Annotated in this window: 11 protein-coding genes; 3 read left to right on the forward strand and 8 right to left on the reverse strand. The window is 42.5% G+C overall.

From position 1 onward, the window contains the following. Positions 1 to 6 precede the first annotated feature (6 nt). Positions 7 to 7,404: a SpvB/TcaC N-terminal domain-containing protein gene (locus tag QWZ08_RS15870; RefSeq protein WP_290338465.1), complete on the reverse strand. Its 7,398-nt coding sequence runs from the start codon at positions 7,402 to 7,404 to the stop codon at positions 7 to 9. A gap of 383 nt (positions 7,405 to 7,787) precedes the next feature. Next, positions 7,788 to 9,215: an APC family permease gene (locus QWZ08_RS15875; protein ID WP_290338466.1), complete on the reverse strand. Its 1,428-nt coding sequence runs from the start codon at positions 9,213 to 9,215 to the stop codon at positions 7,788 to 7,790. 141 nt (positions 9,216 to 9,356) lie between these two features. Here QWZ08_RS15875 and QWZ08_RS15880 point away from each other — a divergent pair, with 141 nt between their 5' ends. Both QWZ08_RS15880 and QWZ08_RS15885 read left to right on the forward strand, forming a co-directional pair. Continuing rightward, positions 9,357 to 10,235 carry a helix-turn-helix domain-containing protein gene (locus QWZ08_RS15880; protein WP_290338467.1) on the forward strand — a complete coding sequence of 293 codons (879 nt, stop codon included), beginning with the start codon at positions 9,357 to 9,359 and terminating at the stop codon, positions 10,233 to 10,235. Between the two features lie 133 nt (positions 10,236 to 10,368). Further along, the gene (locus QWZ08_RS15885) at positions 10,369 to 11,766 is read left to right on the forward strand and encodes an aminopeptidase P family protein (RefSeq protein ID WP_290338468.1); all 1,398 of its coding nucleotides are present in this window, start codon (positions 10,369 to 10,371) and stop codon (positions 11,764 to 11,766) included. Positions 11,767 to 11,769: 3 nt separating this feature from the next. Here QWZ08_RS15885 and QWZ08_RS15890 read toward each other — a convergent pair whose 3' ends face one another. Then, positions 11,770 to 14,325 (reverse strand): alpha-L-arabinofuranosidase family protein, encoded by a 2,556-nt coding sequence (locus QWZ08_RS15890; protein WP_290338470.1) that lies wholly within the window; start codon positions 14,323 to 14,325, stop codon positions 11,770 to 11,772. A gap of 226 nt (positions 14,326 to 14,551) precedes the next feature. Here QWZ08_RS15890 and tnpA point away from each other — a divergent pair, with 226 nt between their 5' ends. Then, on the forward strand, positions 14,552 to 15,013 hold the full coding sequence (gene tnpA, locus QWZ08_RS15895) for an IS200/IS605 family transposase (RefSeq protein WP_290338471.1): 462 nt from the start codon (positions 14,552 to 14,554) through the stop codon (positions 15,011 to 15,013). Positions 15,014 to 15,315: 302 nt separating this feature from the next. Here tnpA and QWZ08_RS15900 read toward each other — a convergent pair whose 3' ends face one another. The 5 genes from QWZ08_RS15900 to QWZ08_RS15920 all read right to left on the reverse strand — a co-directional run bounded on the left by QWZ08_RS15900 (position 15,316) and on the right by QWZ08_RS15920 (position 25,722). Continuing rightward, entirely contained in the window at positions 15,316 to 17,694 is a 2,379-nt protein-coding gene (locus QWZ08_RS15900) for a glycoside hydrolase family 127 protein (RefSeq protein WP_290338472.1), read from the reverse strand. A gap of 18 nt (positions 17,695 to 17,712) precedes the next feature. Next, positions 17,713 to 20,091, reverse strand: coding sequence for a glycoside hydrolase family 127 protein (locus QWZ08_RS15905; RefSeq protein WP_290338473.1), 2,379 nt, complete (start codon positions 20,089 to 20,091; stop codon positions 17,713 to 17,715). Positions 20,092 to 20,212: 121 nt separating this feature from the next. After that, positions 20,213 to 22,540 carry a S9 family peptidase gene (locus QWZ08_RS15910; RefSeq protein ID WP_290338474.1) on the reverse strand — a complete coding sequence of 776 codons (2,328 nt, stop codon included), beginning with the start codon at positions 22,538 to 22,540 and terminating at the stop codon, positions 20,213 to 20,215. A 187-nt stretch (positions 22,541 to 22,727) separates the two neighbouring features. Continuing rightward, positions 22,728 to 24,443, reverse strand: coding sequence for a DUF885 family protein (locus tag QWZ08_RS15915; RefSeq protein ID WP_290338475.1), 1,716 nt, complete (start codon positions 24,441 to 24,443; stop codon positions 22,728 to 22,730). A 34-nt stretch (positions 24,444 to 24,477) separates the two neighbouring features. After that, complete coding sequence (locus QWZ08_RS15920; RefSeq protein WP_290338476.1) at positions 24,478 to 25,722, reverse strand: NAD(P)/FAD-dependent oxidoreductase; 1,245 nt, start codon at positions 25,720 to 25,722, stop codon at positions 24,478 to 24,480. Positions 25,723 to 25,725 lie beyond the last annotated feature (3 nt).

Consider the following 25,725-nt stretch of genomic DNA (forward strand, 5'->3'; position numbering starts at 1 on the left):
TAAGAATTAAAAACTGCCCTGCACGCCCAAAAATCCGCCTGTTCCCCGCAATGGCGGTGCGGTGGTGACAGTTGTTAAATTGGTCTTGTCATCATACTTCACATCAAATGGCGAATCTTTTGATGCAGGATTATTTACAAAAAGAGAAGCACCAAATTCAACCCGGTTACCCAACAAACTGGTGGTAAGTGTTAGGTTGGTAGTGAAATTGGGCGCTGCCTGCGGTGCGATTTTCAAGGCCGGTGCTACAGTAAAGCGACCGATGGCAGTCGGCTTTTCCAATTTGACTGATCCTTCACCACCACCGCCGCCAAACTTGGCCCCAACTGTTAAACTTGCCGGTGCTTCAATTTCCTTGCGCAATGCTTCCTGTTGTTTTTGTTCGTTGGTTTTTGTGGTTGTCCCTGCAGAAGCCGGATCTTGTTTTTCAGGCGACTTCTTTTCAGCTGGCTGATCTTTTTTGTCATCTTCCGGCGGCTTTTTCCCACTCAGGGTTAACTCAAAACCGTACACATCCGTCTTGTCATCTTTCTTCTCGTAACTAAATCCAAGCTTAAAGCGGTCATCTGTTAACTTGCTTGTTAATGTCTCTACGCCCAATGAGGCTAGAGCGGTTACACCCTGCCGGGGATAAAAATTTCCTATGATGGGCACATCCAGTTTTGGGTTCTGCACAGCAATAGCACCAAGGGCCACGGCGGTCGGAACCAGTATCAGCACACCCCCGACAATCAGCGGCGCTTTATCCTTGTCCCAATCGGCTTTTAACGAAGTCGTCAATTCATTCAGCCTCGGATCAATCAGCGATTTTTTCAAACCTTTCACCAGGTCAGTATCCAGCGTTAGCTTACCAACAGTACCTCCAACTTTGCCCAAATCCTTTTTTGCCTGATCACCGGTAGACGAATATACCGGCTGGCCATTGGCATCATAAGTAGTTGTCCAGGTGCCTCCATCCATGCCATTGAGATCCTTCTTCAACACCGGGTTATTACTGCAATACACATAATCATTGATGCCATCTTTTATGCCCGCCGGATCCACTGCTGTCCATCTTGCCAGCCAGGGTGCATAATACCTGGCTCCGTGGTAATACAGTCCACTTTCTTCATCCCTTTCTTTACCGGTGTATCGGTAGCGTTTGGCTGTTTCTGTTTGATTGCGCATAGCCTGAAACGCAGTGCTGCCAAAAGGATAATACTCTTCATAGGAAATAATGGCGGCATTGTTATCCAGTTCCAGGCAGGCCGTACCAAGGTGATTGGTATATTGGTAGCGTATTAAAAAAGGCAGGCCATTGTCTTCCCCGGATGTGCGAGTTTCTATCAAAGCAATGCGCTGTTTGTCATCCATGATGTGCAATGTTTCTCTTGCAGTACTCACCACATTATTTTGCTTTTCACGGTATAGTTCAAAGGTGTTTAAATATATCCGTTCCTTTACCTGGTTGCCATTCTCAATCACTTTTCTTACCCGCTGTCCGTTACTGTCGTACACATAATAACCGGTACCGCCTCCGCCTAAATCTACTTGTTGCAATTGGTCTGCATAATTCCATGCAAGTCCGAAATTGCCGTTCTGTAAATTTTTAAAATTGCCGTGCGTATCATAACTGTAACTGGTGGTATTGGCCCCGACCTGTGTCTGTGCAAGCCGGTTATCTGTGACGTTGCAGGTAAATATTCTTGTCCATTTGTTGGTGAATACGCCATTACCTGCATTGTGTACCATGCTGATCATGTTACCCACTTCATCGTAGCTGTATAGTTCTTCATACCGCTGCATGGCATTCATGTCGGCGGGCAGGGTGAAGCGTTGGTTATTGAATTGCGTCTTGTCTGCATCAAACTGATCACTGGCGGCATTCTGGCCTGCATGTTCACGCCCCTGCGCATAAGTCAGCCTGTACACCGCGTCGTACTCAAATTTATTACTGGCTTCCACAAGTGCGTTGTTGAAATAAATTGTTTGCTGGGCATTGTCGGCAATAGTGGTAATATTGGCAACCGGATCAAATGTGTAATTCAGATCCTGCATGATGTCTGCCCCATTGTTTCGGGTAGTTAATAACCTGGTAAGATGATATGTTTTTTCATCGTACTCATACCGGGTGGCGGTATTGTTACCATATAATATCCGCTCCCGCTGCGCCTTTGCGTTGTAGTCTATATTTTGAACAAACTGGAAATTTTGATTTTGACGCTGCACAAAAACATTCAGCTGCTCCAGCAATCCGGCTTCGTTGTAGGCAGGATGAATTTTACTGCCATCGGGTAGCTGAACTTCGGTCGCACGGTTTAATGCATCAAATAAAGCACCGCAGCCAAAATTATCCGGTTCCAGCAACAGCATAGGATCGGCTACATTCCAGTCCACTACCTGCTTATATTCGGATGCAATTTTTCTGTTGCTGATTTTTACATTGCCTTTAAAATCGTATTGTGCAGTTTCTGTAAGGCCGCTTTGATCAAAGGAGCGGAATAATTTTCCCCGAAGATTCAACTGCTGATCATTTGGCTGATTTTCTCCATAAACACTGAAGTGAATTAATTTTTCAGGGTTATTATTCTGCACGTTTTCTTTCAACCATTGTTTTAAAGGCCTGTGCAATAAATCATATTCCGTTTTTATGCGGTGGCCACGATTATCCCAGGTGAAAACTGCTTTGCCCAATACATCATTAAAAACCAATCGTTCTCCACCATCCATACTGTTTTGATACAATTGCTGCGATGCCATGTTATAACTATACTGCATCACGCTGTTATTCCGGGCATCTGTCACAGCCCGCAGATTATTTTCAATATCCAGTAAATATTCGGTTCCATATTTTCCTGCGGGGCCATTGTCGGCTATTGTATAAATGGTACGACCCAAACTATCGACATGTTGCTGCGCCGGCGTATTGGCGTGTTTTGCGGCCAGCCAAGCTGCCCGTTGTTCTGTATTGTTTGGTTCTGGCCCTAGCGGGCTTAGGCTGCCACGATCTGCATACCACTGGCTTTCCAGCACCGTGTCATTTTCATCCCACGTCAATTGTTTCCAGCTATCAAATTCAGTTTTGGAAAATGTTCCGTTGGCATGTTTGGCCAATATATTTCTGTTTAAGGGGTCATAATATAACACGGATGAAAAACCTATTTCCACCAACGCGGCTTCGCTTTCGTATTCAAACGTGGTGCTGAAAAAAGGCTCGTATTGTTTTACCGGGTTGCCTTTGTTGTTGAGAATGGTTCGGCCACTACCTACCCAGCGAAGCTTGGGCGAAGTATCCACTGTTACTAAATTATTACCCTGCCATTGCAAGGCCTTTCCCGGCTCTGCCTGAATTTTTGTTTGCAGGTTGTTGCCCATTCCATTGGAATAGCCAACACTTAAACTAACCTTCGACGGGTTGCCGCCGCTTAATTCGCTTTCATGTGTTTCTCTTACTACATTGGCAAAATATACTGGTTGGCTCCGGTTCATCCAGGCCAGCAAATCATAGTAAAAAAACGCAGTGGCCTTTTGTAAAAATTTATGCGGATCGTTGACTACTTCGTTTAAATCGGCCGGAACAACAACGTTGTAACTGGTTAATGGCAGATCACCATGATTGCCATCACCTTCTGATCCATGCATGGAACTTGCTATCACCATTCCCAACTCATCAGTGATTATTTCACTGATGTTATTATTCAGATCTTTTAATATAACCGGATGAAGCGTACGGTAGTCAATGGTTTCAGCCGATGTGATGTTTTGCAATGCATCAGTTGTTTTGGTTAAGATCAGCTGATAGTCATCGTAAAATAATTTCGTTTCCATATCAAAGGGATCTTTTGACGCTACCGGTAAATAGAAGCGTTGCTTGGCATTTGTTGCAGTTTCTACACCCGTTAAATAAATATTTCTTCCGGAGGTCAGCCACCAGTTGGTGCCATCCGCCTGTACATATTTTGCATCCGTCAGCATTTGATTGACCACTTTTGTTCCATACAAACTGGTGATAAGTGAAGGTGTAAATGCCAGTTTATACGTCTGGCTCGTAAAGCCCAATGTATCTATTTGTAACAATGGCAGGGGCGCAATAAGATCGTTTTTAAGGTAGATGACACGAACATCTTCAATCAATCTTTTTTGCAAAGTTCCGTTGGCGGCCGTTTCATAAGCAATCATAGTAGCGGCTGCAAAGTCGGCGAGTAATTGATTGATGTCAAAAACGGAAACCGCGTTGTAAGTATTTTGAGTGAGCTCGTAGGTTTTGGTTTCGGCCAATGCCTTCAGCCGGTATGTTTCCGGCACATCAAATAAATTGGTGTAATCGTTGGTAGTGTAAATAACATGCACTTTGTTTTGCTCTGCCTGTATACCGGCCGGTAATAATGCATCTGTTTGTTTTCTTCCATACACAACAGATGCTGACTGCAGCACATTGCCAAAATCATCCGTTTGCAAATTAAGGGAATGGGCTATGCGGGGATCATTCAACTTCCTTTCATAGCTAATCGTTACTGCTTCACTTTCATGGCTTATAAAAACCGCGAATTTATTGACTGATGCTGGTTGCAACAATTTGATGACTACATTGTGGGTGCTCACTTTGTAGGGTTTGTCTTCATCCGCAGTTCCGTCTATTGCATATACTTCCTGCCGCAATACCATTCCCTTGCAGGCACGCAAAGCTTCCCGGTATTCATCTGCAGTTAAGTCAGCGGGCAAAAGCGGTTTTGGTAAATCAAATTCAAAAAGTCCTTTATTGTATTCGCCATTAAACTGATCCAATATCTTCTGTTCATTCACCCAGGCACCTGTGTGATACCAGGTAACTGTTTTAACGGGCGGCTGATGCAGATCTTCTTCGACAACATTATTGGCATTGGATAATTGGAAGCTGGCAAAATCTTCCGTATCGAGTTGTTCAACTTTTCCAAAGCCACGAAACTCTCTTTCTGCATGATCGTAATAGCCGTGATGATACAAATACCCATTTGTAAATTGCGTGCCGGCCACGGCATCTTTTATAATCGTTTTCGCTACGCATTGAACAGGGAACGGCAGTTTGGTAATCCATGGTTTACCGGCTTGTTTATCTGCCAGATAATATTGGGTGGAGCTTTGATATTCCCAGCTGGTTTCCTTGCCAAAATTATTTTTGAACCCCTTCATGATGTGGGGCTTATTGCCTCCCATCAAATCTATATAGCGCATTGGCGAGGTCGCATATTTTTGTAAGGGAGAAGACCATACAATACAAGCGGTGCCATTACCCAACAAATCCATCACACCAATTTGATTCGGTTGGTCTGTTGTGGGAAATCCATCAAAGGACTGTACTTCGCCCCAGGCATTTCCGGCCAGGTTTATCCAGGCCTTGCATATATTTTTACCGAGGTAAATAAGGTCGGTTGCACCTGTACCGCTGATATCAGCCAGGTGCAGGTAAGCCGCATTGAACTGGTCTGCCCAATCAAACCAGGGAGCAAAATCCATATTTATTTTAGCGCCGAATTTTCCATAGCCCATGTTTGGCCAGTAACCAATTTCTCCGTTGCGGATGCGTACAATATCAGTAAGTCCGTCCCCCGTCATGTCCGAAAGAAACACACTTTGTGTATTATCCGTAAAAATCAATGAAGGGCCGTGTTCTTCGTCATACATTTTTGTCGCCAGCTCCGCAGAGTCATAACCAGCGATGCCTTTGCTGGTATACCAGGTAAATACATTTTCTTCAGACACAATTAAGTCAGCCCGGCCATCACCATCCAAATCTATCAACTTAGTGTTGACATCAGCAAAATTGATATTCGGCATTTGCTGAAACGAACGAAATGGTTGCCAGGAAGCGTCCTCATTCAATTCAAAATAACCCATTGCACCTTGCTGTAAACTAACGATGAATTTTCTGCCATCTGCTTCCAGGTCCTGCAACTGCAGGGAACCATTGGCAATTCCGGTATAAGAAGGTTTAGGAATAACCGGTTGTGCAGTTGTAAAATTGCCATCGCCCAAATTGCTTTTATAATACCAGGCATTGGCTTGTTCCGTTAGTATGCCTGCAATGCCTTCGCTGTATAAATCTGTCCATTGATAACCGGCGCTTAATCCAACCGGATCGTTAGCAAGATTCTCAGGAGAGATTGTCTGGATTGTTTTGTTCCAGTTCAGTTGCTGGTAAGTAAATTCCAGCGGCGGCATACTTGTTTTTGAGTAACTACTATCTTGTTTTTTGATATAACCACTTTCCTGCAGGGAGATAATATAATCTGCTTCAGCATTTCTTTTTTGTATAGTTGTTGCTGAAGAATTTTGAAAAAGCTGGTAGCCGAAATCAATCGAGCGCACCAGAGTTGGCGCAGCATTGATGCCATCATTTAATTCTTTAAAAAAATGAAAGAACAATATGCGCCGGCACAACCGGTAGTTCCGGATTTCAAAGCCTGATTTGTAGTGTGAAAATGGCTCTGTGCGGCAAGGCCAATCCTGTTGTGCCGTTGGTGTTGGAATCAATTCATCATGATCACCAAAATCAAGTACAGCTGCATAAAAATAAGCCGGGTTGGCAGGAAACGGCGGATCATATGGATTGGTCAAATCCGGAAAATAGGGATTTTCATTTCCGTATTGTACCTGTTTAAGATAGCTGTTTGTGCAGGGTGCATTTCCGTTTAACCGGTTACGTTCAGGTAAAACGTTTGGCACTTCTTTAAAATCATCCTTGAGATAAGTTAGTTCAAAACAATTGCCTTTGTCATCGTAGCTCAGCTGCGGTAGCCATTTAAATATTTGTTGCGGATTGGCAGGGTTAACTATTTGTCCGGCGGGAGATCTTCCAAAGATCGTAACGATGTTATTGCGGTCGGTCACCTTCCAGTAAAAAGTTGCTGCATCCTTCGGCGTGATTCGTTCTATGCGCAGGAAGCTACCTTCAATCCTGGGGCGGTATCTTTTAATGGTATACCCTGTGAGTGGGTCGGTAACTTCATCTGGCTGCCAGTTGCCTGTGCCATCTTTTTTAAGCTGCGGAACCAGGTCTTCAACACCGGTAAACATAAAGGTATCGCTATCGTCCGCATCTTTATATTCAGGCAAACGCTTGTCTGTCTTTCGCTGTATTGCAGGAAGATCAAGCCCCCAGCCCAATCCAAATTCACCATTGCCGGAACCTGAATTGTAATTGAGCGACATGGCCGGAACAAAATTACTTCTCGTTGCAGAAAAGGGAATAGCGAAAGAAACCGCGGCTGTGCCATTGGCTGCATTCACATTGAATTTGTCGTCAATGTTTTTTAAGGCACCGCCTCCTTTTGGCAATGTTACTGCAGGCGTTTGCTGTACGAAATTGTCTGCAGTATTATTTTGCTGAAACCCGGTAGCTGGTTTTGTATTTGTTTCGGTTGAATTGGAAGAACGACGATTATCCATTGCAAAAAATGGTTGTTTAAGTCAAGTAACTGCGCATTAATAACAGGATGGCTGATAGAGTTCTGTCAGAGGATAATGAAGTTGTCAACTTCTTTCCTGTGGAAGGGGGAGGCAAGTAATTATAACACCTTGCATAGCAAGAGTTTTAAGGTAGAACAATATTTTTCCAAATCAAATCTTTTGACAGATAAAATTTGTTAACAAATTGTTGCCAGGCGAAGGTGCTATTGCAAGGGAGGCCGTTTAAACCTGCTTGTAAAATGACACATAAGAAAGAAAAACCGGCGATAAGCCGGCTTTAATAATTATTGTACAATCATTTAATAGCGTGAAAATACAAATTATGAAAAGTGGATACTATTTCGGGGTGATGGGATGCCAGATTAGTCTTCAACATTATTCTCTGAGACACTACTTTTCTTTGTTGCAACCGCCAGGTAATACACGGGTATGCCAAGTAATGTAATCAACAAGCCAGGCCAGGTAAATTTTGGTTTAAACACTACCAGCAGCAAACAAAAGGTGATGCCCATCAGGATATAAACAATGGGTAACACCGGGTAGCCAAATGCTTTGTACGGACGCTTCATACCGGGTTGTTTTTTCCGCAAAATAAATATTCCGCCAATGGTGAGCATATAAAAACAAACCACTACAAAAGAGATCATGTCCAGCAAATCGCCGTACTTGCCGCTCAGGCTCCAGGCGGAGGCAAAGATGCACTGTAACCACAATGCATAACCGGGCACGGCAAATTTATTAAGCATGCCGGCTCCTTTAAAAAACAACCCATCCTTTGCCATTGTATAATACACTCTTGCTCCAGCCAGTATCAATCCGTTGTTACAGCCAAATGTGGAGACCATAATCAGTAAGGCAATTATAATAGTGCCGGAAGTGCCAAATATCATTTCAGATGCAGCAACGCCTACCCTGTCTTTTGGAGCTGCCGCAATTTGCTGCAATGGCAGCACGGCGGTATACACCAGGTTGGTACTTACATAAATCAGCGTTACAATCAATGTTCCTAAAAAAAGGCTAAGGCCAATGTTGCGTTGCGGATTTTTTACTTCGCCGGCAATGAATGTAATATTGTTCCAGGAATCGCTGCTAAAAACAGACCCCACCATGGCAGAGGCTACTGCACCGGCGCCAATTATCCAGGTGTATTCTTTTACCGATCCATCAACCGCCAAACCGTGCAGGTGCCAGGCATTTTGCCAGTTGCCATGCCATACACCGCTGTTGGCTGCCTTTAACCCAAATGCAATCAGGCAAAACAAACTGATCAATTTAGCCAATGTAAATGTGGTTTGAATGACCTTGCCATTTTTTACTCCCCTGGAGTTGATGAAGGTTAATAAAACAATCACAAAAATAGATAGCAGTTGTGCGGGAGAAATGGTGATAAAACCAAGATCGACCGCCACTGCATCTTCACTAAATACCGGGAATATATAAGCGCTGAATTTGGCGAATGCCACACCTACCGCGGCAATGGTAGCCGTTTGAATAACGGAAAAAAAACTCCAGCCATATAAAAATCCGATGAGCGGATTGTAGGCTTCTTTTAAATAAACATATTGTCCCCCCGCTTTTGGAAACATGGCACTCAACTCTGCATAACTTAAGGCCGCAATCAACGTCATAAAACCAGTTATAATCCATACCAGCATCAGCCAGCCTGCGCTGCCGGTATTTCGGGTAATATCTGCACTAACAATAAATATTCCGGAACCAATCATACTACCGGCTACTACCATCGTGGCATCAAGCAATCCCAGCGTGGGTTTAAAAGAAGTTGTACTCATAAATTAAATTGTAGTTGCAGGAAAATCTCCCGGTACATTCAAAACTATTTGTTTTATTAACAAGTACTATACTTTTCTTGTCTTTTAATTTACCAATTTTAACCCTTTTAAATGCCGGTAAAAAAATAACGTAATATTGTTATGATGAAAGTTGTGCAGTTTACCATACCGGTTGAAATTGATAATTCTATCCACTTGCAGGAAGACAAGTTGCCGCATTTTTATGAACACCTGCACCGGCACACCGAAACCCAAATCACCTGGGTAATCAGCGGGGAGGGCACTTTGATTGCGGGCAATACGATGCAACGGTTTCAATCAGGCGATCTTTTTGTTATTGGCGCCAACCAGCCACATTTATTTAAAAGCGATCCTTCTTATTTTGATGATGCCAACCGTAAAAGCATTCACTCGCTGAATATATTTTTTAACCCCACCGGCTTTATCGCCCAATTGCTTGCTTTTCCGGAAATGCGTGGTATAAAAAAATTTGTAACCGCCAGTAGTTTTGGTATGCAGGCATCTGAAAAAGATGCGGCTAAATTATCGGAACATTTTTTAAAAATAAGAAACAGTACTGCAGGGTTTCGCCTGGCCTATTTTATTGAATTGCTGCAGGTGATGGCCAATTTAAAAAAATGGAAATACCTCTCTACAGAATCTTTTGAATTTACAATTACAGACTCGGAAGGGTTGCGTATGAATGATATTTACAGGTACACCATGGAGCATTTTACAGAAAACATAACGCTGGAACAAATTGCAGCCGTTGTGTATCTAACGCCTCAATCTTTTTGTCGCTATTTTAAAAAACACACTTCCAAAACCTACATCATTTTTTTAAATGAGGTTCGCATAAATGAAGCCTGCAAAAAAATGATGGAGATGGATTTCGACAGTATCTCTACCATTGCTTACCAATCAGGTTTTAACAACGTGGTTACTTTTAACCGGGTATTTAAAAGTATTACCGGCAAGGCGCCCCGGGAGTATATAAAAGAGTACCACAAAAAGAATTAATCGCCAGATCTCTTAATGCAAATTTTCATCCAACCGGTTTCAACTGGTTTATCAATTGTAACTTTGCGATTCAAAAAAATTAGCAGTAAACAAATAGTCTCTTACAATACTTTCAACCTTTAATATATCAATTATGTTTAGCAAAGAAATTTACATCAACCGGCGCAATCAATTAAAAAGCTTTGTTGGCAGCGGCATTATTTTATTGATTGGAAATGAGCAAAGCAGTATGTCTTTTAAAGACAACTGGTATCCGTTCAGGCAGGATAGTTCTTTTCTTTATTTTACCGGCCTGGATACACCGGCACTTGCGGCAATTATTGACGTTGATAATAATACCGAAATAATTTTTGGAGAAGAATCGGGTGTTGATGATATTATCTGGAACGGTCATACACCATCATTGAAAGAGATGGCTGAACTTTCAGGATGCAGCACTACTAAGTCTTTTAACGAATTAAAATCTTTTGTCAAAAATGCCGCGGATCGCCATCAGTCCATTCATTATTTGCCTCCTTACCGGCCGGAACAGGGATTGCTGTTAAGTCATTTATTATCCACCCCGTTAACTGGTGTTGATGCAGGTGTATCAACCATTTTAATACAAGCGATTGTTTCACTTCGCTCCATAAAAGGTAAAGAAGAAGTGGAAGAAATAAAAAAAGCGGTCGCTATTTCCGAAGCGCTTCATCTTACCGGCATGCGTGAAAGCCGTGCCGGTTTAACGGAAGCACATGTGGCGGGATTGGTGCAGTCTGTAGCAATCAGTGGTGGCGGCAATCTTTCTTTCCCAACCATATTAACCACGCATGGTGAAATATTACACAACCATTATGGCAACCATATTTTACCACCAGGCAAAATGGTTTTACTGGATGCCGGTGCGGAAACGGCGATGCATTATGCCGGTGATCTAACCCGTACATTTCCTGTTGATGCTGCTTTTACCTCTTTACAAAAAGATGTGTACAATATTGTATTGAATGCATTACAAACCGCCGCAGCTGCTGTACAACCAGGCAAATTATTTAAAGACATCCACCTGCTTGCGGCGACAAAACTAACCGAAGGATTAACGGCCCTGGGCCTGATGAAAGGTGATGCAAAAGAAGCGGTTGCAGCCGGTGCGCATACGTTATTTTTTCAATGCGGGCTTGGCCATATGATGGGACTGGATGTACATGACATGGAAAACCTGGGCGAACAATATGTTGGTTACACACCGGAAATGAAAAAGAGTACTGAGTTTGGTTTAAAGAGTTTACGGTTGGGTAAAGCCCTGGAAGCGGGCTACGTGGTAACAGTTGAACCGGGCCTGTATTTTATTCCGGAACTGATGGATATTTGGGCTGCAGAAAAAAAACTGAGCCAGTTTATTAACTACGATCAATTACCGGCTTTTAGAGATTTTGGTGGCATTCGCATTGAAGACGATTACCTGGTAACACCAACCGGCAGCGAGTTACTAAGCACATCTTTACCGAGAACAGTAACTGAAATTGAAGCCATCCGGCAGAAGGCATTGGCTTAGTATTTATTTTGTATGCAGCCGCAGCACGTTGATGGAATAAGGTTTAAAACTGATTTCAAAAAAAGATGTTATACCACCAACCGTTTGTGTTTGTGGAATGTACTTTGTTGGTTCGGCAAAAGAATTTTCGGCTTCCGGTGAAGTCGCCCGCAATGAAATAAGTTCTCCCATAGATTGTAAAGTGGTAACACCAGTTAATGAAATGCTGGTTTGGTATGGATTGGCTGACGCATTCACCGCTTTGATTATGATATCACCGGTGATACTGTCTTTGCCTGCAATACTAAAAAATTGTTGTGGTTCTTTATATGTCATTAATAATTCGCCATCGAGATAACAATCTACCTTGTCCATACCTACCTCAATGGTAACATCATACCAACGGCCGCTTTCAATTGGCTTATCCAATCGCTTTGATTCTGAAATAGCAGCGACATCAAATGAGTTGGTAACACTTTCAAAAACTGCATGGCTGTTTAGCCAGCTGCCAATATGCGCACGCAATTGTGTACTGTCATTTTTTACTGCAAAGGGAATGATGAATGCATTGTAGCCAGATTTTTTCCTGGCTTTTAATTTCAAGGTATAAGTATCAAATGTTTTGTCTTTTAACCAGGCCAGCCGTTGCTCTCCTTCTACTGTTTGAGCCAGGGCACTGTCCTGTATTCTCCAGTTGCCACGAACCAGTTTCCATTCGTCGGGCTTGTTTATAAAATCACTTTTGTAAACAACCTTTCCTCCCTGTATCACTTCAATGTCTTTATAATCAGATTGTGTATCCCAGGTAGCCAAACCAATACTTCCTGTGAACAAAGGCGTTTTAGTTTTTTGTTCCGGTATCAATGTTTGCGTATTTATATTTTGGGTTGGCTTGTTTTCGTTGAACATTTTGATAGCGTAATAAGAGATGCGGGCAAAGCTGCCAGCAGCGTCAAAATTGATTAAGTTAACCGGCCAGTCGATGTCATTTACATTTACCAGCAAAGGTGCATAGCTGCTCATTTTTACAAGGTCGCTGTTTTTTTCCATGCTCATGATGTACACGGCATCGCTTAAAGCAGCATTCATATTGCCGGCTCCCACTCCACTGTTGGTGGCATATTCGCCCACATACATATCCCAATCGCCCCGTTTATATTTATCAAAATGATTGTAGTTGCGCATGGCCCAGCCCGCCGGTTTGTATGCATGTTCGTCTACTATATCAATGCCCTTCATGCTGTCGGTTGTACGCTTATTTACATCACCAATACCCATGCTCGCCATTATTTTTATTTGCGGATATTTTGCTTTAATGGCTTTATAAAAACGGTTGTACCTGGCGGCGTAGCGTGGACCTGATTGCTCGTTGCCCACCTCAATAAATTTTAATGGAAAAGGAGACGGATGTCCGTTGGCAGCTCTTAATTTTCCGTACTTACTGGTAACCGGTCCCACTGCATACTCAATTCCATCAAGTATATCATGTATGATGGAATCTACTTTGTTATCTGGTACAAAACTGCCACTTCTGAATTCACAGGATATGCCGATGTTGAAAACATACAATGCCGCGGCATGAATGTCTTCGCAAAACTGCAGGTATTCATGGTAGCCAAATCCATCTGTACTCCAGTAGCCCCAAACACTGTAAGTACCTGGCCGCTTTTCAACAGGCCCAATGCTTTTTTTCCAGTTGGGTGTATTTTCGGTATTAATGCCTTCTACAAAACAACCACCTGGCCAACGAACAAATGCCGGCTTTAAATCTGCAATATATTGGGCAAGATCCAACCGTAAACCATTTGGCCGGTTCATAAATGTTTTTGCAGGAAACAGTGAAACCATGTCCAGCCAAACAACACCTGTGCTGCCAAATGTCAGTACAAATTTTGCTTTACTGTTTGATTGCTTTGCCTGCAACTGGCAGGTGTATTTTTTCCAGGATGGACCACTTACAGCAGCAAATGTATATGCAGCAAGTATTACACCGGTTTCTGATTGCAGCGATGCCGTTATGGGGCCTTTGTACTGCTTGTTGGTACGGGCATAAAAACTCAGGTTATAAACAGCTCCTTTAACCGTATTGATACCCCAAAAGCCGTCATTCACCACGTTGTTATTGGCTGTGGGATCCCATTGATTAATGGTTACCTGCAACGAATTGGGGGTGGCGTTGTTCAAAGGATTTTGCCTGGATAATGCCAACGCCATAGAACTACCGCCACTTGTTTGCAGGCTCCACGCCGGCCATTGACTTTTTAAATTCCATTCCATTTTCCAATCGCTGGCAGCATTATCCTGCATCATAAAATGAGGCGATCTTTTGGGAATAATAACACCATCCGTAAGCGTGGTGGCCAGGGGTAACCGGCTTTCTTCAAAACCACGGTTCTGGATGAGTTCGCCATACAAACCTCCTTCGCCACCGTGACTGATTTCTTCAAAAAAAATGCCGTGCAAATCAGGCGATACGTTGCTTTCGAATTTGGACGCATCAATGCTGATGGTTGCCCTGTTTTGAGTGTAAGCCGCATGATTACAAGCGGCTATTGCAAGAAGAAAGAAATATTTTTTCATTACACTGGTAATCTATTTTATCAGACTTGAGTCATTTTTTTTCGTTCCGTAGAAACGTAATATGGGTAACTCGCTACACTTGTTCTGCCTTCGTTCCGTCGGAACGGTATGTGGGTAGCAACAGCCACCGAATCGACCTTCGTTCCGTAGGAACGATATGTGCAAAATAAAATACACAAAAAAATACAACCCATTTTTTATAGATTTATTTTACAAACAATTCTTTATGCCCAATACTTATACCCAAATTCACATTCAATTTGTATTTGCCGTAAAATACCGCCTGGCCTTAATTGCAATGCCCTGGAAAAATGAATTGCATCAATACATCACCGGCATCATCCAAAACAAAACGCACAAAATGCTGCAGGTTAATTCGATGCCGGACCATTTGCACATGCTCATTGGATTCAGGCCGGATGAAAACATGTCGCAGTTAGTCCAAATCGTAAAATCTGAAAACACGAAATGGATTAATGACAACCAGCTTTGCTGTGAAAAATTTGGCTGGCAGGATAGTTTTGGTGCGTTCTCCTATTCCAAAAGCCATGTTCCAAATGTGATCCGTTATATTCAAAACCAGGAAATGCATCATCGCAAACAAACGTTTCGGGAAGAGTACATTACCTTCCTGAAAGCCTTTGAAATTGACTATGATGAACGCTATATTTTTAAAGAACTTGTTTGATAGCCTGTCGACTCTGCATGTTCACATATCGTTCCTACGGAACGGATGATGCGATTGTGTTTTCTACCCACTTACCGTTCCTACGGAACGATTGCTATCATTAGCTCTTGTGCATATATTACTTTTCGTCGGAACGATAATTGAATCCTACTATTATTTATCACATACGCTTTAAAAAAAGTTCATCATAGCTTTTTTTGTACAAGTCCCGATTTAAGTGTAACATCAGGATGCCGATAAAATCGGCAAGCGACGCAACGATGTTCCACATTGCTTCTTAGCCCGGACAAATAATTACTACTCTACTCAACTATCCACTCATGTATGCCCGTTGCATTATCAACAGGTAGCTGCACCTCCAATTTCAAAGCAATGGTTTTTACTGTTTCGAAGGTTACTGTGTTGTATTTGTCTTTTGCAATTTCGTAATCACCAATAGTTTTTACAGGAATCCATTCGCCGTCTTTTTTGTAATAGATTTTCCAGGCGGCCGGTATGCGGCAACCTCCCCACGGGCCATCATCATACCAATACACTTTGCTGGATGAAACAGTGTGCGCCGTATCAAAATCATACACTACCCATTCGGTTGAATTTTTCTTTGGCCACCAATGAAAATAGGGCACGGTGTTATCTTTTGAATCGGCAGGTTCAAACTGGTCGTTAATCGCTTTTAATGATTTTGATTTTATTGAAGCTGTAACAATGCTTTTGTTAGCGATGGTAGCAGCAGGCTGCGGCCTTGCTGCTACCGCCGTGTAAGGAATCCAGACTTCCATTTCTCCGGAGCCACGATTGTCCCATGCATAGTAAGGTATGGCCGTTACTTTTTGTTTGGTAGTTATTAAGTCGGAACTATTTAACTGGCGTTTGCTTGCTTCCCCATCGCCTGTAATTGTATTGATTCCATTTAATAAATCTTCGTGGTAACTTGCCTGCAGGGGTGCCATTTTATCTACGATTATATTTTGCACCAGGCTGTCTTTATTATCGGGGCCTTCCAGGCAATACACCACGGGACCATACTGAATTGCAAAACGTCCAGCATCGGCTTTCACTTTTTCATTGGCAAATATTTTTTGAGGCTGCATCGGTAAATCGAGCGACACTTTATCGCCTTTTTTCCAAGTACGATGAATAACCGCATATCCTTTTTCAACTTTGTAGCTAAACGGTTTGCCATTGATGAGCATTGAAACCGTCATTGGGGTGTTGATTGAATTGTATAAATCACCAGGTACCGGTTGCTGTTGTGCCCAGCCGGGTATACGCACGTGCAATGTAAGACTCCCTGCTTTTTCAGGATTTACTGCCAACTCAATTTTACCACTCCATGGATAGTTGGTGATTTGTGCAATGTTTATTTTACCAGATGCTAATTTGATATTACTGCTGTTGCTCATGAAAAGATTTACGTACAAATCGTTGTTGTTTTGCGCATATACATACCCGGGGACGGAGGGAAGAAAACGGGTCATATTGGAGATGCAACAGGCGCAGGAAAACCAGCTGCTTCTGTCATGCTGACCAACCGACGCCAACGGGTTAGGATAAAAAAAACGGTTGCCACTTAATGACATACCAGATAGCAAACCATTGTAGAGCGTACGTTCCAGCACATCAATGTATTTGGCATCGCCATGCAGCAGAAACATACGGCTGTTCCAATACACGCTGGCAATGGCCGCACAGGTTTCTGCATATGCGCTCATATTGGGTAAATCATAAGCCTCACCAAATGCTTCGCCATTTCCGGTAGCGCCAATACCACCGGTGATGTATAATTTTTTATTGACCACATCATCCCATATTTTATCAATTGCGTACAGGTACTTTTTATCGCCGGTTAATGCAGCTATATCTGCCATGCCACTGTACATATAAGCAGCCCGTACTGCGTGCCCCACGGCCTCTGTTTGATCTACCACTTTTTTATCTGCCTGGTTATATGATTCACCATTGGGCCCCCGCACATCCAAAAAGAATTTGGCCAGATCAAGGTATTGTTTATTGCCGGTGATGCGATACAATTTTGCAAGCCCGGTCTCTACAATCTGGTGACCGGGATATTCCTCTACTTTACCCCAGCCAAAAGTTTTTACCAGCAGGTCTGCATTTTTGGTTGCAATGTTTAATAAACTCTTTTTACCAGTTGCGTTATAATGCGCAAAAGCCGCTTCATATAAATGCCCTGTGTTGTACAATTCATGACTTAAAATTGAATCTTTTTGCCAGCGCTGTGCACCCAACCATTCGTGTAATACTGCCGGCTTAATCGTTCTGAAAGTATAGAGGTAGCCATCCTTTTCCTGGGCGGCACCAATAATGGCAATCAGTGTATCCAGGTACAATGATAATTTTTTATTGGGCGATACCTGCAAGGCATAAGAAGCCCCTTCTATCCATTTGTAAACATCGGTATCATCAAAAGGAAATTCTGAACATACCTTATTTTCTCTTTTTCCCGCCGCTGCTAAAAAGTTATCAATTCTTCCATGCTCCTTACACATCTTCAAAATGTATGGAATGGTGATGTCTGCATTTACCTGCATCTTAGGTTTCCAGAAATTATCATTCACATTTACATGCGTAAATGGTACCGGCTGTATGGGATAATCTTTTTGCTGTGCATATGCTGACATGTATAACAGCATCGCTGCCATCAACCTTATGTGCTTCATAACTGATTGGTATTTTTATTAATTGGAATTGATCAGTTTACTTACGTCCCCTTTTACTATTTTAACTCCATATACAGGCCCGGCAGCATTTTGCGCTTTGGGTACAAATTTTATTTTTGCTGTTAATTTGTACTTTGTTAAATCAAGCGAAATGGGATAGGCAATTTCATACATTTTACTGCCCTTGTATTTATTCAAATCTTCCGTTGCTATTTTAATATCATTCACATAAATGTCAAATACCCGACCCCTGTTATCCGTACCCCAGTAATTGCAAACGAGGGTATTGCTGGCCGATGGATCTACCTTCATTGTAAAAGAAAAATAACCGCTATCCTCTGCTGATCTCCATTTTCGGTTGTGTTCATCACCCGTAGTAGTTTTTTCTCCAACGAGCTCATGATCCCTTTCCGGCTGCATTTCGCCGATGCGTAAATTATCTACCGTTCTTGCTTCCAGCTCCTGTTGTTGCTGCTTTTTAGCTTCGTATATTTTCTGCTGTACTGCCCATTGCTGTGGCGTAAATACGTCCCAATAAACAGTATAATGTTCATCTGCGGTGGTATTAAACGGAATGAGATTTACTTCCTTTGAATTGCCGGTAGCTGCTGTTTTGAAAACAAGTGGCTGAGTGCTAACAGGGCTTACCCATTTACCCGGATCGGTTTCACTGGTTACAAAAACCGGTATCTCAGATGGCTCAGGTTCTTTATTACCCAACACGCCTGCCAACAAAACCGGTCCATAAAATACCGCTTTACGGTTAGCATTGTCGGGCATTGACTGGGTATAAAAATGCAATGGCGTTATGAACTCAACCTTATCATTGTTGCTCCATTTCCTGTTTAGCACGATGTACCCTTCATTATCAATCACTACCCTTTGAGGCTTACCATTGATACTTACAGTAATACCATTTGACCAATATGGCTTGCGGAGGCGGATAGCAAAACTGGTGGGCTGCTTTGCTGAAATAGTAAAAACCGTTTTATCGGTTGAAGGCAAACCAGTTTCCTGCCTGATGGATATATTTTTTTCCTTCCAGTCTAGAACAGATGGAATAAAAAGATTGACGTACAAGCTACCATCTTTACCACGATAATAAATATTTTCGCCGTACTTAACATGGTTTTCCATGCCGGTGCCTACGCAACAGGTAAAAGAATTGTATTCATCGCTGTATTCTTTTTTACCGCCCATTCGCAACGATACAAAATAAGTAACCATGCCGGTTGCATGATTTTGTGATGCCAGGATATGGTTGTACAAAGCCTTCTCATAATAGTCCATCAATGCCGCCGATGGGTTGGTTACAAAAAGTTCACGGGTTAATTTCAACATGTTGTAAGTGTTGCAGGTTTCCGTTGTATTGTCCGTTAGCTTATCGTTTAATTTATCCGGCTCACTTAAATACTCATAATTACTGTTGCCTCCGGTTGCATAGGAATGATGTTTTGTAACCGTTTCCCAAAAGAAATCCGCAATCGACTTGTCTCTTTGATCTCCTGTTAACTGGTACCTTCTTGCACTGCCGATTACTTTTGGTATTTGTGTGTTGGAATGTTTACCCGGCAACACATCCATGTGTGCAGCCAACGAATCTAAAATTCTTTTATCATAAAAGCGGTAAGATAAATCGAGGTATTTTTTGTTGCCGGTGATAGCGTAGGTATTTACCAATGCATCGTTCATGCCACCATATTCTGTTACCAGCATTTTTTGAAAAAGCGTATCGCTTAGATTAGCCGTGATGTTAGCAGCCCAATCGGCGATGCCTTCGTTTATCTTTAACGCTTTGACATTATTGGTGTACAGGTAAACATCCAGCAAGCCGCCCATAATTTTATGTACCGTGTACCACGGCGACCAGGCTCCGTTTAAATCAAAACCGCGGGATCGGATATGGCCTTGTGAAACACTAAGCCATAAACTATCTTCATTGGGAATGGCGCCAATATACCCCGTCTTCCTGGCCCGCTGGCATTCATCCAGTTCATCAACAATGTAGTTAATTCTTTTAAGAAATTCCTTATCGCCTGTAGATGCGTAATGCAAAGCGAGTGCAGATAAATAATGTCCCAACGTATGTCCGGCAAGCCCGGACGTTTCCCATCCGCCGTATTTTTCGCCCCTGGCTTTTAAACCGGAGTGCACCCTAAAATCTGACAACAGGCGGTCTGGCTCTATTTTCAACAGGTAATTTACATCCGCCTGCATCGCTGCTGTAAACGGCCCATCCAGTAATTTTACATCACTTACATTAAAAGCATAGGCTTTAATATCCACTACAGGTTTTACTTTCATCTTACTGTCTTTCCATTCAGGTACATAACTTTGGCAAAGAGTGGTTATGCAAAAAATCAATAAAGCACAGGTTGTTAAATAAGTTTTTTTCATACAGTTTTTATTTACTCATTCAGGTTTTGTTGTCAATACATTTCACCAATTTCATTTCTATACCAGGTAAGATGTAGCATAATAAACAATGCATTTTTTTAATACCACAAATCAATAACGTTTAGGGATTACCGGCATTCAATTCTTCCATATTTCTATCCGGCGGATCAACACCCAATAAATGTTTTACAAAAAAATCACGTTTCTTTTGTCTGCCATAAGGTCCACCATCGCTGTGTCCCATGCCTGGCACCACCAACAGGTCAAAATTCTTCCCGGCTTTTATCAATGCGTTGGCCATGCGATAAGTAGATTCCGGAGGCACATTTGTATCTGCCTCTCCCACTATCAGCAGCAAAGCTCCCTTTAATTTACCGGCATTGGTCACATTGCTTTGTGCAGCATAATGGGGGCCTACAGGATATCCCATCCATTGTTCGTTCCACCATTGCTTGTCTATGCGGTTATCATGACAGCCTGCTGCCGAAACTGCGGCTTTGTAAAATTCAGGATGAAACAGTACTGCGCCTGCAGCATTTTGTCCACCGGCAGATGTGCCATACAAACCTACTCTTGCAACATCTACATAAGCATATTTTGCAGCCAACCCTTTTATCCATAAAATGCGGTCGGCAAATCCTGCATCGGCAAGATTTTTCCAGCACACGTCGTGAAAAGCTTTGGAGCGATTGGCTGTGCCCATGCCATCACACTGCACAACAATAAAACCAAGTTCGGCCATGCTTTGCATTTCGCTGTAATTCATAAAGCGTTTCGGTACAAATGCATCTTGCGGGCCTGCATAAATATTTTCAATCACCGGGTATTTCAGGGTACTGTCAAAATGGGAAGGACGGCAAACAACGCCCCAGATATCTGTAGCATGGTCTCTGCCTTTGGCAACAAATACTTCCGGCATTTTTAGCCCGAGTTGCTGGTATTTACCAATGTCAGCTTTTTCCAATACGGAAATTAATTTTCCGTCGGCAGTACGGTGTAATTCAGTAACGGCAGGCATATCCGGCCGGGAATAATTATCAATAAAATATTTTCGCTTGGGAGAAAAACTGAGCAAATGACTGGCGTTGGCCAGGGTTAATGACACCAGGTTTTTTCCATCAAAACCTATGCGGTAATAATGAATGTTGTAAGGATCTTCACCTTGGTTTACACCACTTGCCTGGAACCAGATCTCCCGTTTCTTTTCATCTACACTGTCAACATTTCTTACCACCCAGTTGCCGTTGGTGATCCTGTTTTTTACGCCGCCCTTTATCGCATCTACCAAATACAATTGGTTCCAGCCATCTTTTTCACTGCTCCAGATAATTTCATTGGTGGCAGCGGTGTACCAGGTAAATATCCGGCTTTCATAAATAAATGTATTCGTCTTTTCATCAATAAGATTCCTGCTGTTGCCATTGGCTGCATCCACTTCTATCATTCTAAAACGTTGGTGACCACGGTCTGCTTTTTCAAATACAAAATAGCGGTTATCGCCGGTGCGCCAGTGTATCCAGGGATAATCCAAAAAATCATACAATTCCGTATTTACTTTGAGTAATTTTTTATCATCCATATTAATGATGAACATTTCATAACTACTAAAAGCGTCACCAGGCTGGGCATAGTCATTGCGTTTTAAAACGCCCCGGGTAAGGGTGTCAATAGAAGACAGAATGTAATAAACGGGTTTTTCTTTTACCGGGTTAATGTGAAACACCACCAGGTGTTTACTATCCGGCGACCATTGTATTTGCCCGTATGGTTTAGCTGTATCTCCGTTCTGCGTAAGCTGTTCGGTCTGTCCATCTTTTACTGACCGAATAAACAGGTTGCCATTTTTTTCATATGCGGCCCATTGCTTATCCGGTGAAAGGCTGTCTGCCGCCGGCTGCCGCTCCCACCTGCTTTTTATATTGCCTGTTATAAAACCATTGTCTTTTTTTATAACAACAGAATCTGTCTTGCTGCAGCTATAAGTTTTTAAATTGCACCGGTACCATTTTTTCTGTACCTCTACAGCAACATGTTGATGCAACCCGTCAAACTGCATATTACTTATAGGAAGACTGCCCGCTGTAACCGTCGTATCCAGTACTTTGTTTAGCGCCATGGCCATTTTTGCATGGTCGAATGCGTTTTGCCTGGTGGCAGTTAATGCATTTACGTATAAATATTCCGCACTGTCGCCGGCCAGTAAATTTCTATACCAAAAACCTTTTTCATCTGTCTGCCAGTTTGCATTTACATAAGATTTAAAAACACTTTTCTTCGCCAGTGAATCTAACAGCGCTGCAGCTTTGTAAGCCCTCAATACCTGCTGCCGTGCAGGCTGGTAAGGCTTTACCGGTTGCGCCTGCAGATCTGCTGCTACGCTAAATAATAAAATAGCTACAATGATTTTAACGGATAATTTAAAGCAGCATTTTATAGACTGATGATTCATTAAAACCTATTTTTTATTCGGAATAATATCAATGGTTAAAATTAAGTTTCCTTCGGATACCATCTAAAAATAAACTCTCTTATTGTTTACCAATTTTACCCAATTAACGTTCTGTTGATTCAATATTGCTGTTATACAGAAAGTCACCACAAAGGGTGACTTTCTTCTAAAAATGCGTTAATACTTTCTATGGCAAGTTATAAAACCTCCAGCTGGTTTTATATGCTTCCTTCAGCGGTTGATTGGTTAAAATATTACGGAGCATTTCTACCGGCATTGAATTTTGTTGTAACACAGCATCATGAAATTGTTTAAGGCTCATTTTATTTTCACCGGTCATTTCATTCTTAAGCGCCATAAACTGAAGGCCGCCCATCATGTAACCTACCTGGTATAGCGGGCTATAACCACCAACAAAAGAACGACGTACTTCTCCTTCTGCATTGGCTCTTTCATGCCCTACCCGGTCTACCAAAAAATCAATGCATTGCTGGGGCGACCATTTACCCATGTGGTAGTTGAGCGAAAAAATAATCCTGGCGCAACGGTGCATGCGCCAGAAGAGCATACCAATGCGGTCTTCCGGCGATTGCGGAAAGCCTTCATTCCACAATTCCATTTCCCAATAAAGGGCCCACCCTTCCGTCCAGAAGGGGGTGAAATAATTGCGGTAGGTGTTTACGTGTTCATTCATAAACTGCTGCAGGTAATGCCCGGCAATCAATTCATGGTGTACGGTGGCTCTTGAAAAATGTGGGTTATTCCCCCGCATGCTCATCATCCTGGCATCGTATTCCATCGTGTTGGTTGGATAGGAAACGGCAAACTCTTCACCGCCGTAAAAGAAAGGATTCACCAGCTGCTGCTGTGGTGTCATCATTGCAATGCGCCAGGTTTCTTCCGCCAGTGGCGGGATGGTGATTAAATCTTTCGCTTTTAGAAAGGCGATGGATTCATCGTACAATTTAACCATTGCCTGCGCCTGCTCACCTGCGGGTACAAAGCTTTGCTTTACTTTTTCCATGGCTGCTTTCCAGTCTGTACCAAAGCCCATTTCCGCAGAAGCCTTCAGCATTTCTTTGTCGCACCAGGCAAATTCCTTATTGGCTACTTGTATTAGTTCCTCCGGTGTATAAGGAATCATTTCATAATTTAACTGGCGCACAATTTCATCCCGGCCAATGGGATAGCCAACTATACCACTTGAATCTTTATTGGGTGCATTTTTTTCGGCATTTGTTTTAAAGGCAGCGGCATATACTATCAGCGAACTATCTAATTTTTTATAAGTATCCGGCACCCACCAGCTGAATAACGGATCGTATCCGTTGTAAAACGTAAACACATTTTTGGCGGCAATTTGTAACCCTTTTATGATGATAGCTGCACGGCGGCTATTGCTGACTGTTATATTTTTTTCAGCAGCCAGTTTTGTCTTCAGTTGCTGCAATTGTTTATTAATAGCGAAAAAATCAGCGGCTACTTTTTTACCATCTATTGCGCCACCACGGCGACGTATTTTTTCGAATGCGTAAACAGAATCGGCAAAAGGAAACCATTGCTGTACCGCTGCATATTCTGCGGCTTCTTTGTTGGCCTGGAAAACAGTTTCGTCCAGGTCTCTTTTAAATAAAATATAATCTGCTTTACAACCCTGCGGCAATGCGCTAAAAGTTAATTTGTTCAGCTTGCTGATATAATCTTCTGCGAGTTTTTTAAAGCGTTCCCTTTTTTCCGGTGCGCCTTCTACAATATACACCCGGTTTAATGCCGTAACATCTGCATTATAACTTTGCATGATATTGGGCATCTCGTTGCAGGGCACATATGTTGCGCTCATTTGTGCATTAAGAGAAAAAGATAACCCGGCAAACACGGCAGCAATAAAAATGAATTTGCGCATAAGAGATAATTAGTATTGTAAATTAATCAAATGATTATGAAAAGCGCTCCGGGTCAAAAGCTTTAATATCCATGGATGTTTGCTGACCATTTACCAATTCTGCGATTAGCTTTCCGCTGGCCGGCCCAAGGCTTAAGCCACTCATGGCATGACCACCGGCGATAAATAAATTGTTTATTTTTTTGGTTGAACCAATATAAGGAACCCCATCCGGTGTGCAGGGCCGGAAGCCATACCATACATCTTTTTCCTGGGGCAAATTCAATTGCACATTGGAAAAATATTTAGGAATTGAATTCACAATACCTTCTACCCTTTTCATATTCACCCTGTTGTTAACCGGCGCTATTTCCATGGTACCACCAAAGCGGATACCGCCATTCATAGGAGTAACAGCTACCCGTGCCTCACAAAAGATGGATGGAATATTGAGTTGCTTTGCAGGGTTATTTTGCATGAAGGAATATCCTTTTCCTGGCATTAGCGGGATGGATAAGCCCACCATTTTTGTAAGCTGCGGTAACCAGGAACCTGCAGCCATCACCACCACATCAGCTTCAAAATCGCCGTTTGCGGTAACTACTTTTTTTATTGAGTCTCCTTGTCTTATTATTTTTTCAACAGCGCTGTTCGTTTGAAATTTTACACCAGCACTTTTTAAATATTCAATCAGTTGCGCAATGAGTTTATTAGGGTACAAATGCGCATCACAACGGTAATGCACTGCTCCCAAAACATCGAGGTCTATTGCCGGTTCCAGGGCTTGCGCCTGTTGTTTACTAAGCGGTTCTACATCCAGGCCCAGTGATTGCGCTCTATGTGCAAGATGTATTTCTTCTTCCTGAACTTTTGGTGTTTTAAAATACATCATAATGCCTTTCTTTTCCAGGCCAAAATCAAAACCCGGTTTAGCTGCCAACGCCTCGTACAACGATTTACTCAGCAGGTTAATATCACGAAGCGGAACCGCAGATCGTTCGACATTTTTTTCGGTCGCACTCTTTACAAATTTTAAACCCCAGTTAATCAAATCAACATTCAACGAAGGTTTTACATAAAAAGGGCTTCGGCTGTTAAACATCCATTTAATACCCTGTGAAATCATTCCCGGCATTGCCAATGGAACAAAATGGCTGGGTACTATCATGCCCAAATTTCCATAAGAGCAACTGTCTGACAGATCAGTTTTGTCAATGATCGTTACATCCCAACCACTCTCTTTTAAATAGTATGCTGAACTTAAGCCGACCACACCTCCGCCAATAATAACTGCCTTCATAAA

Origin of the sequence: Ferruginibacter paludis, assembly GCF_030409685.1 — a bacterium.
In the GTDB taxonomy this organism is placed as follows: Bacteria; Bacteroidota; Bacteroidia; order Chitinophagales; family Chitinophagaceae; genus Ferruginibacter; species Ferruginibacter paludis.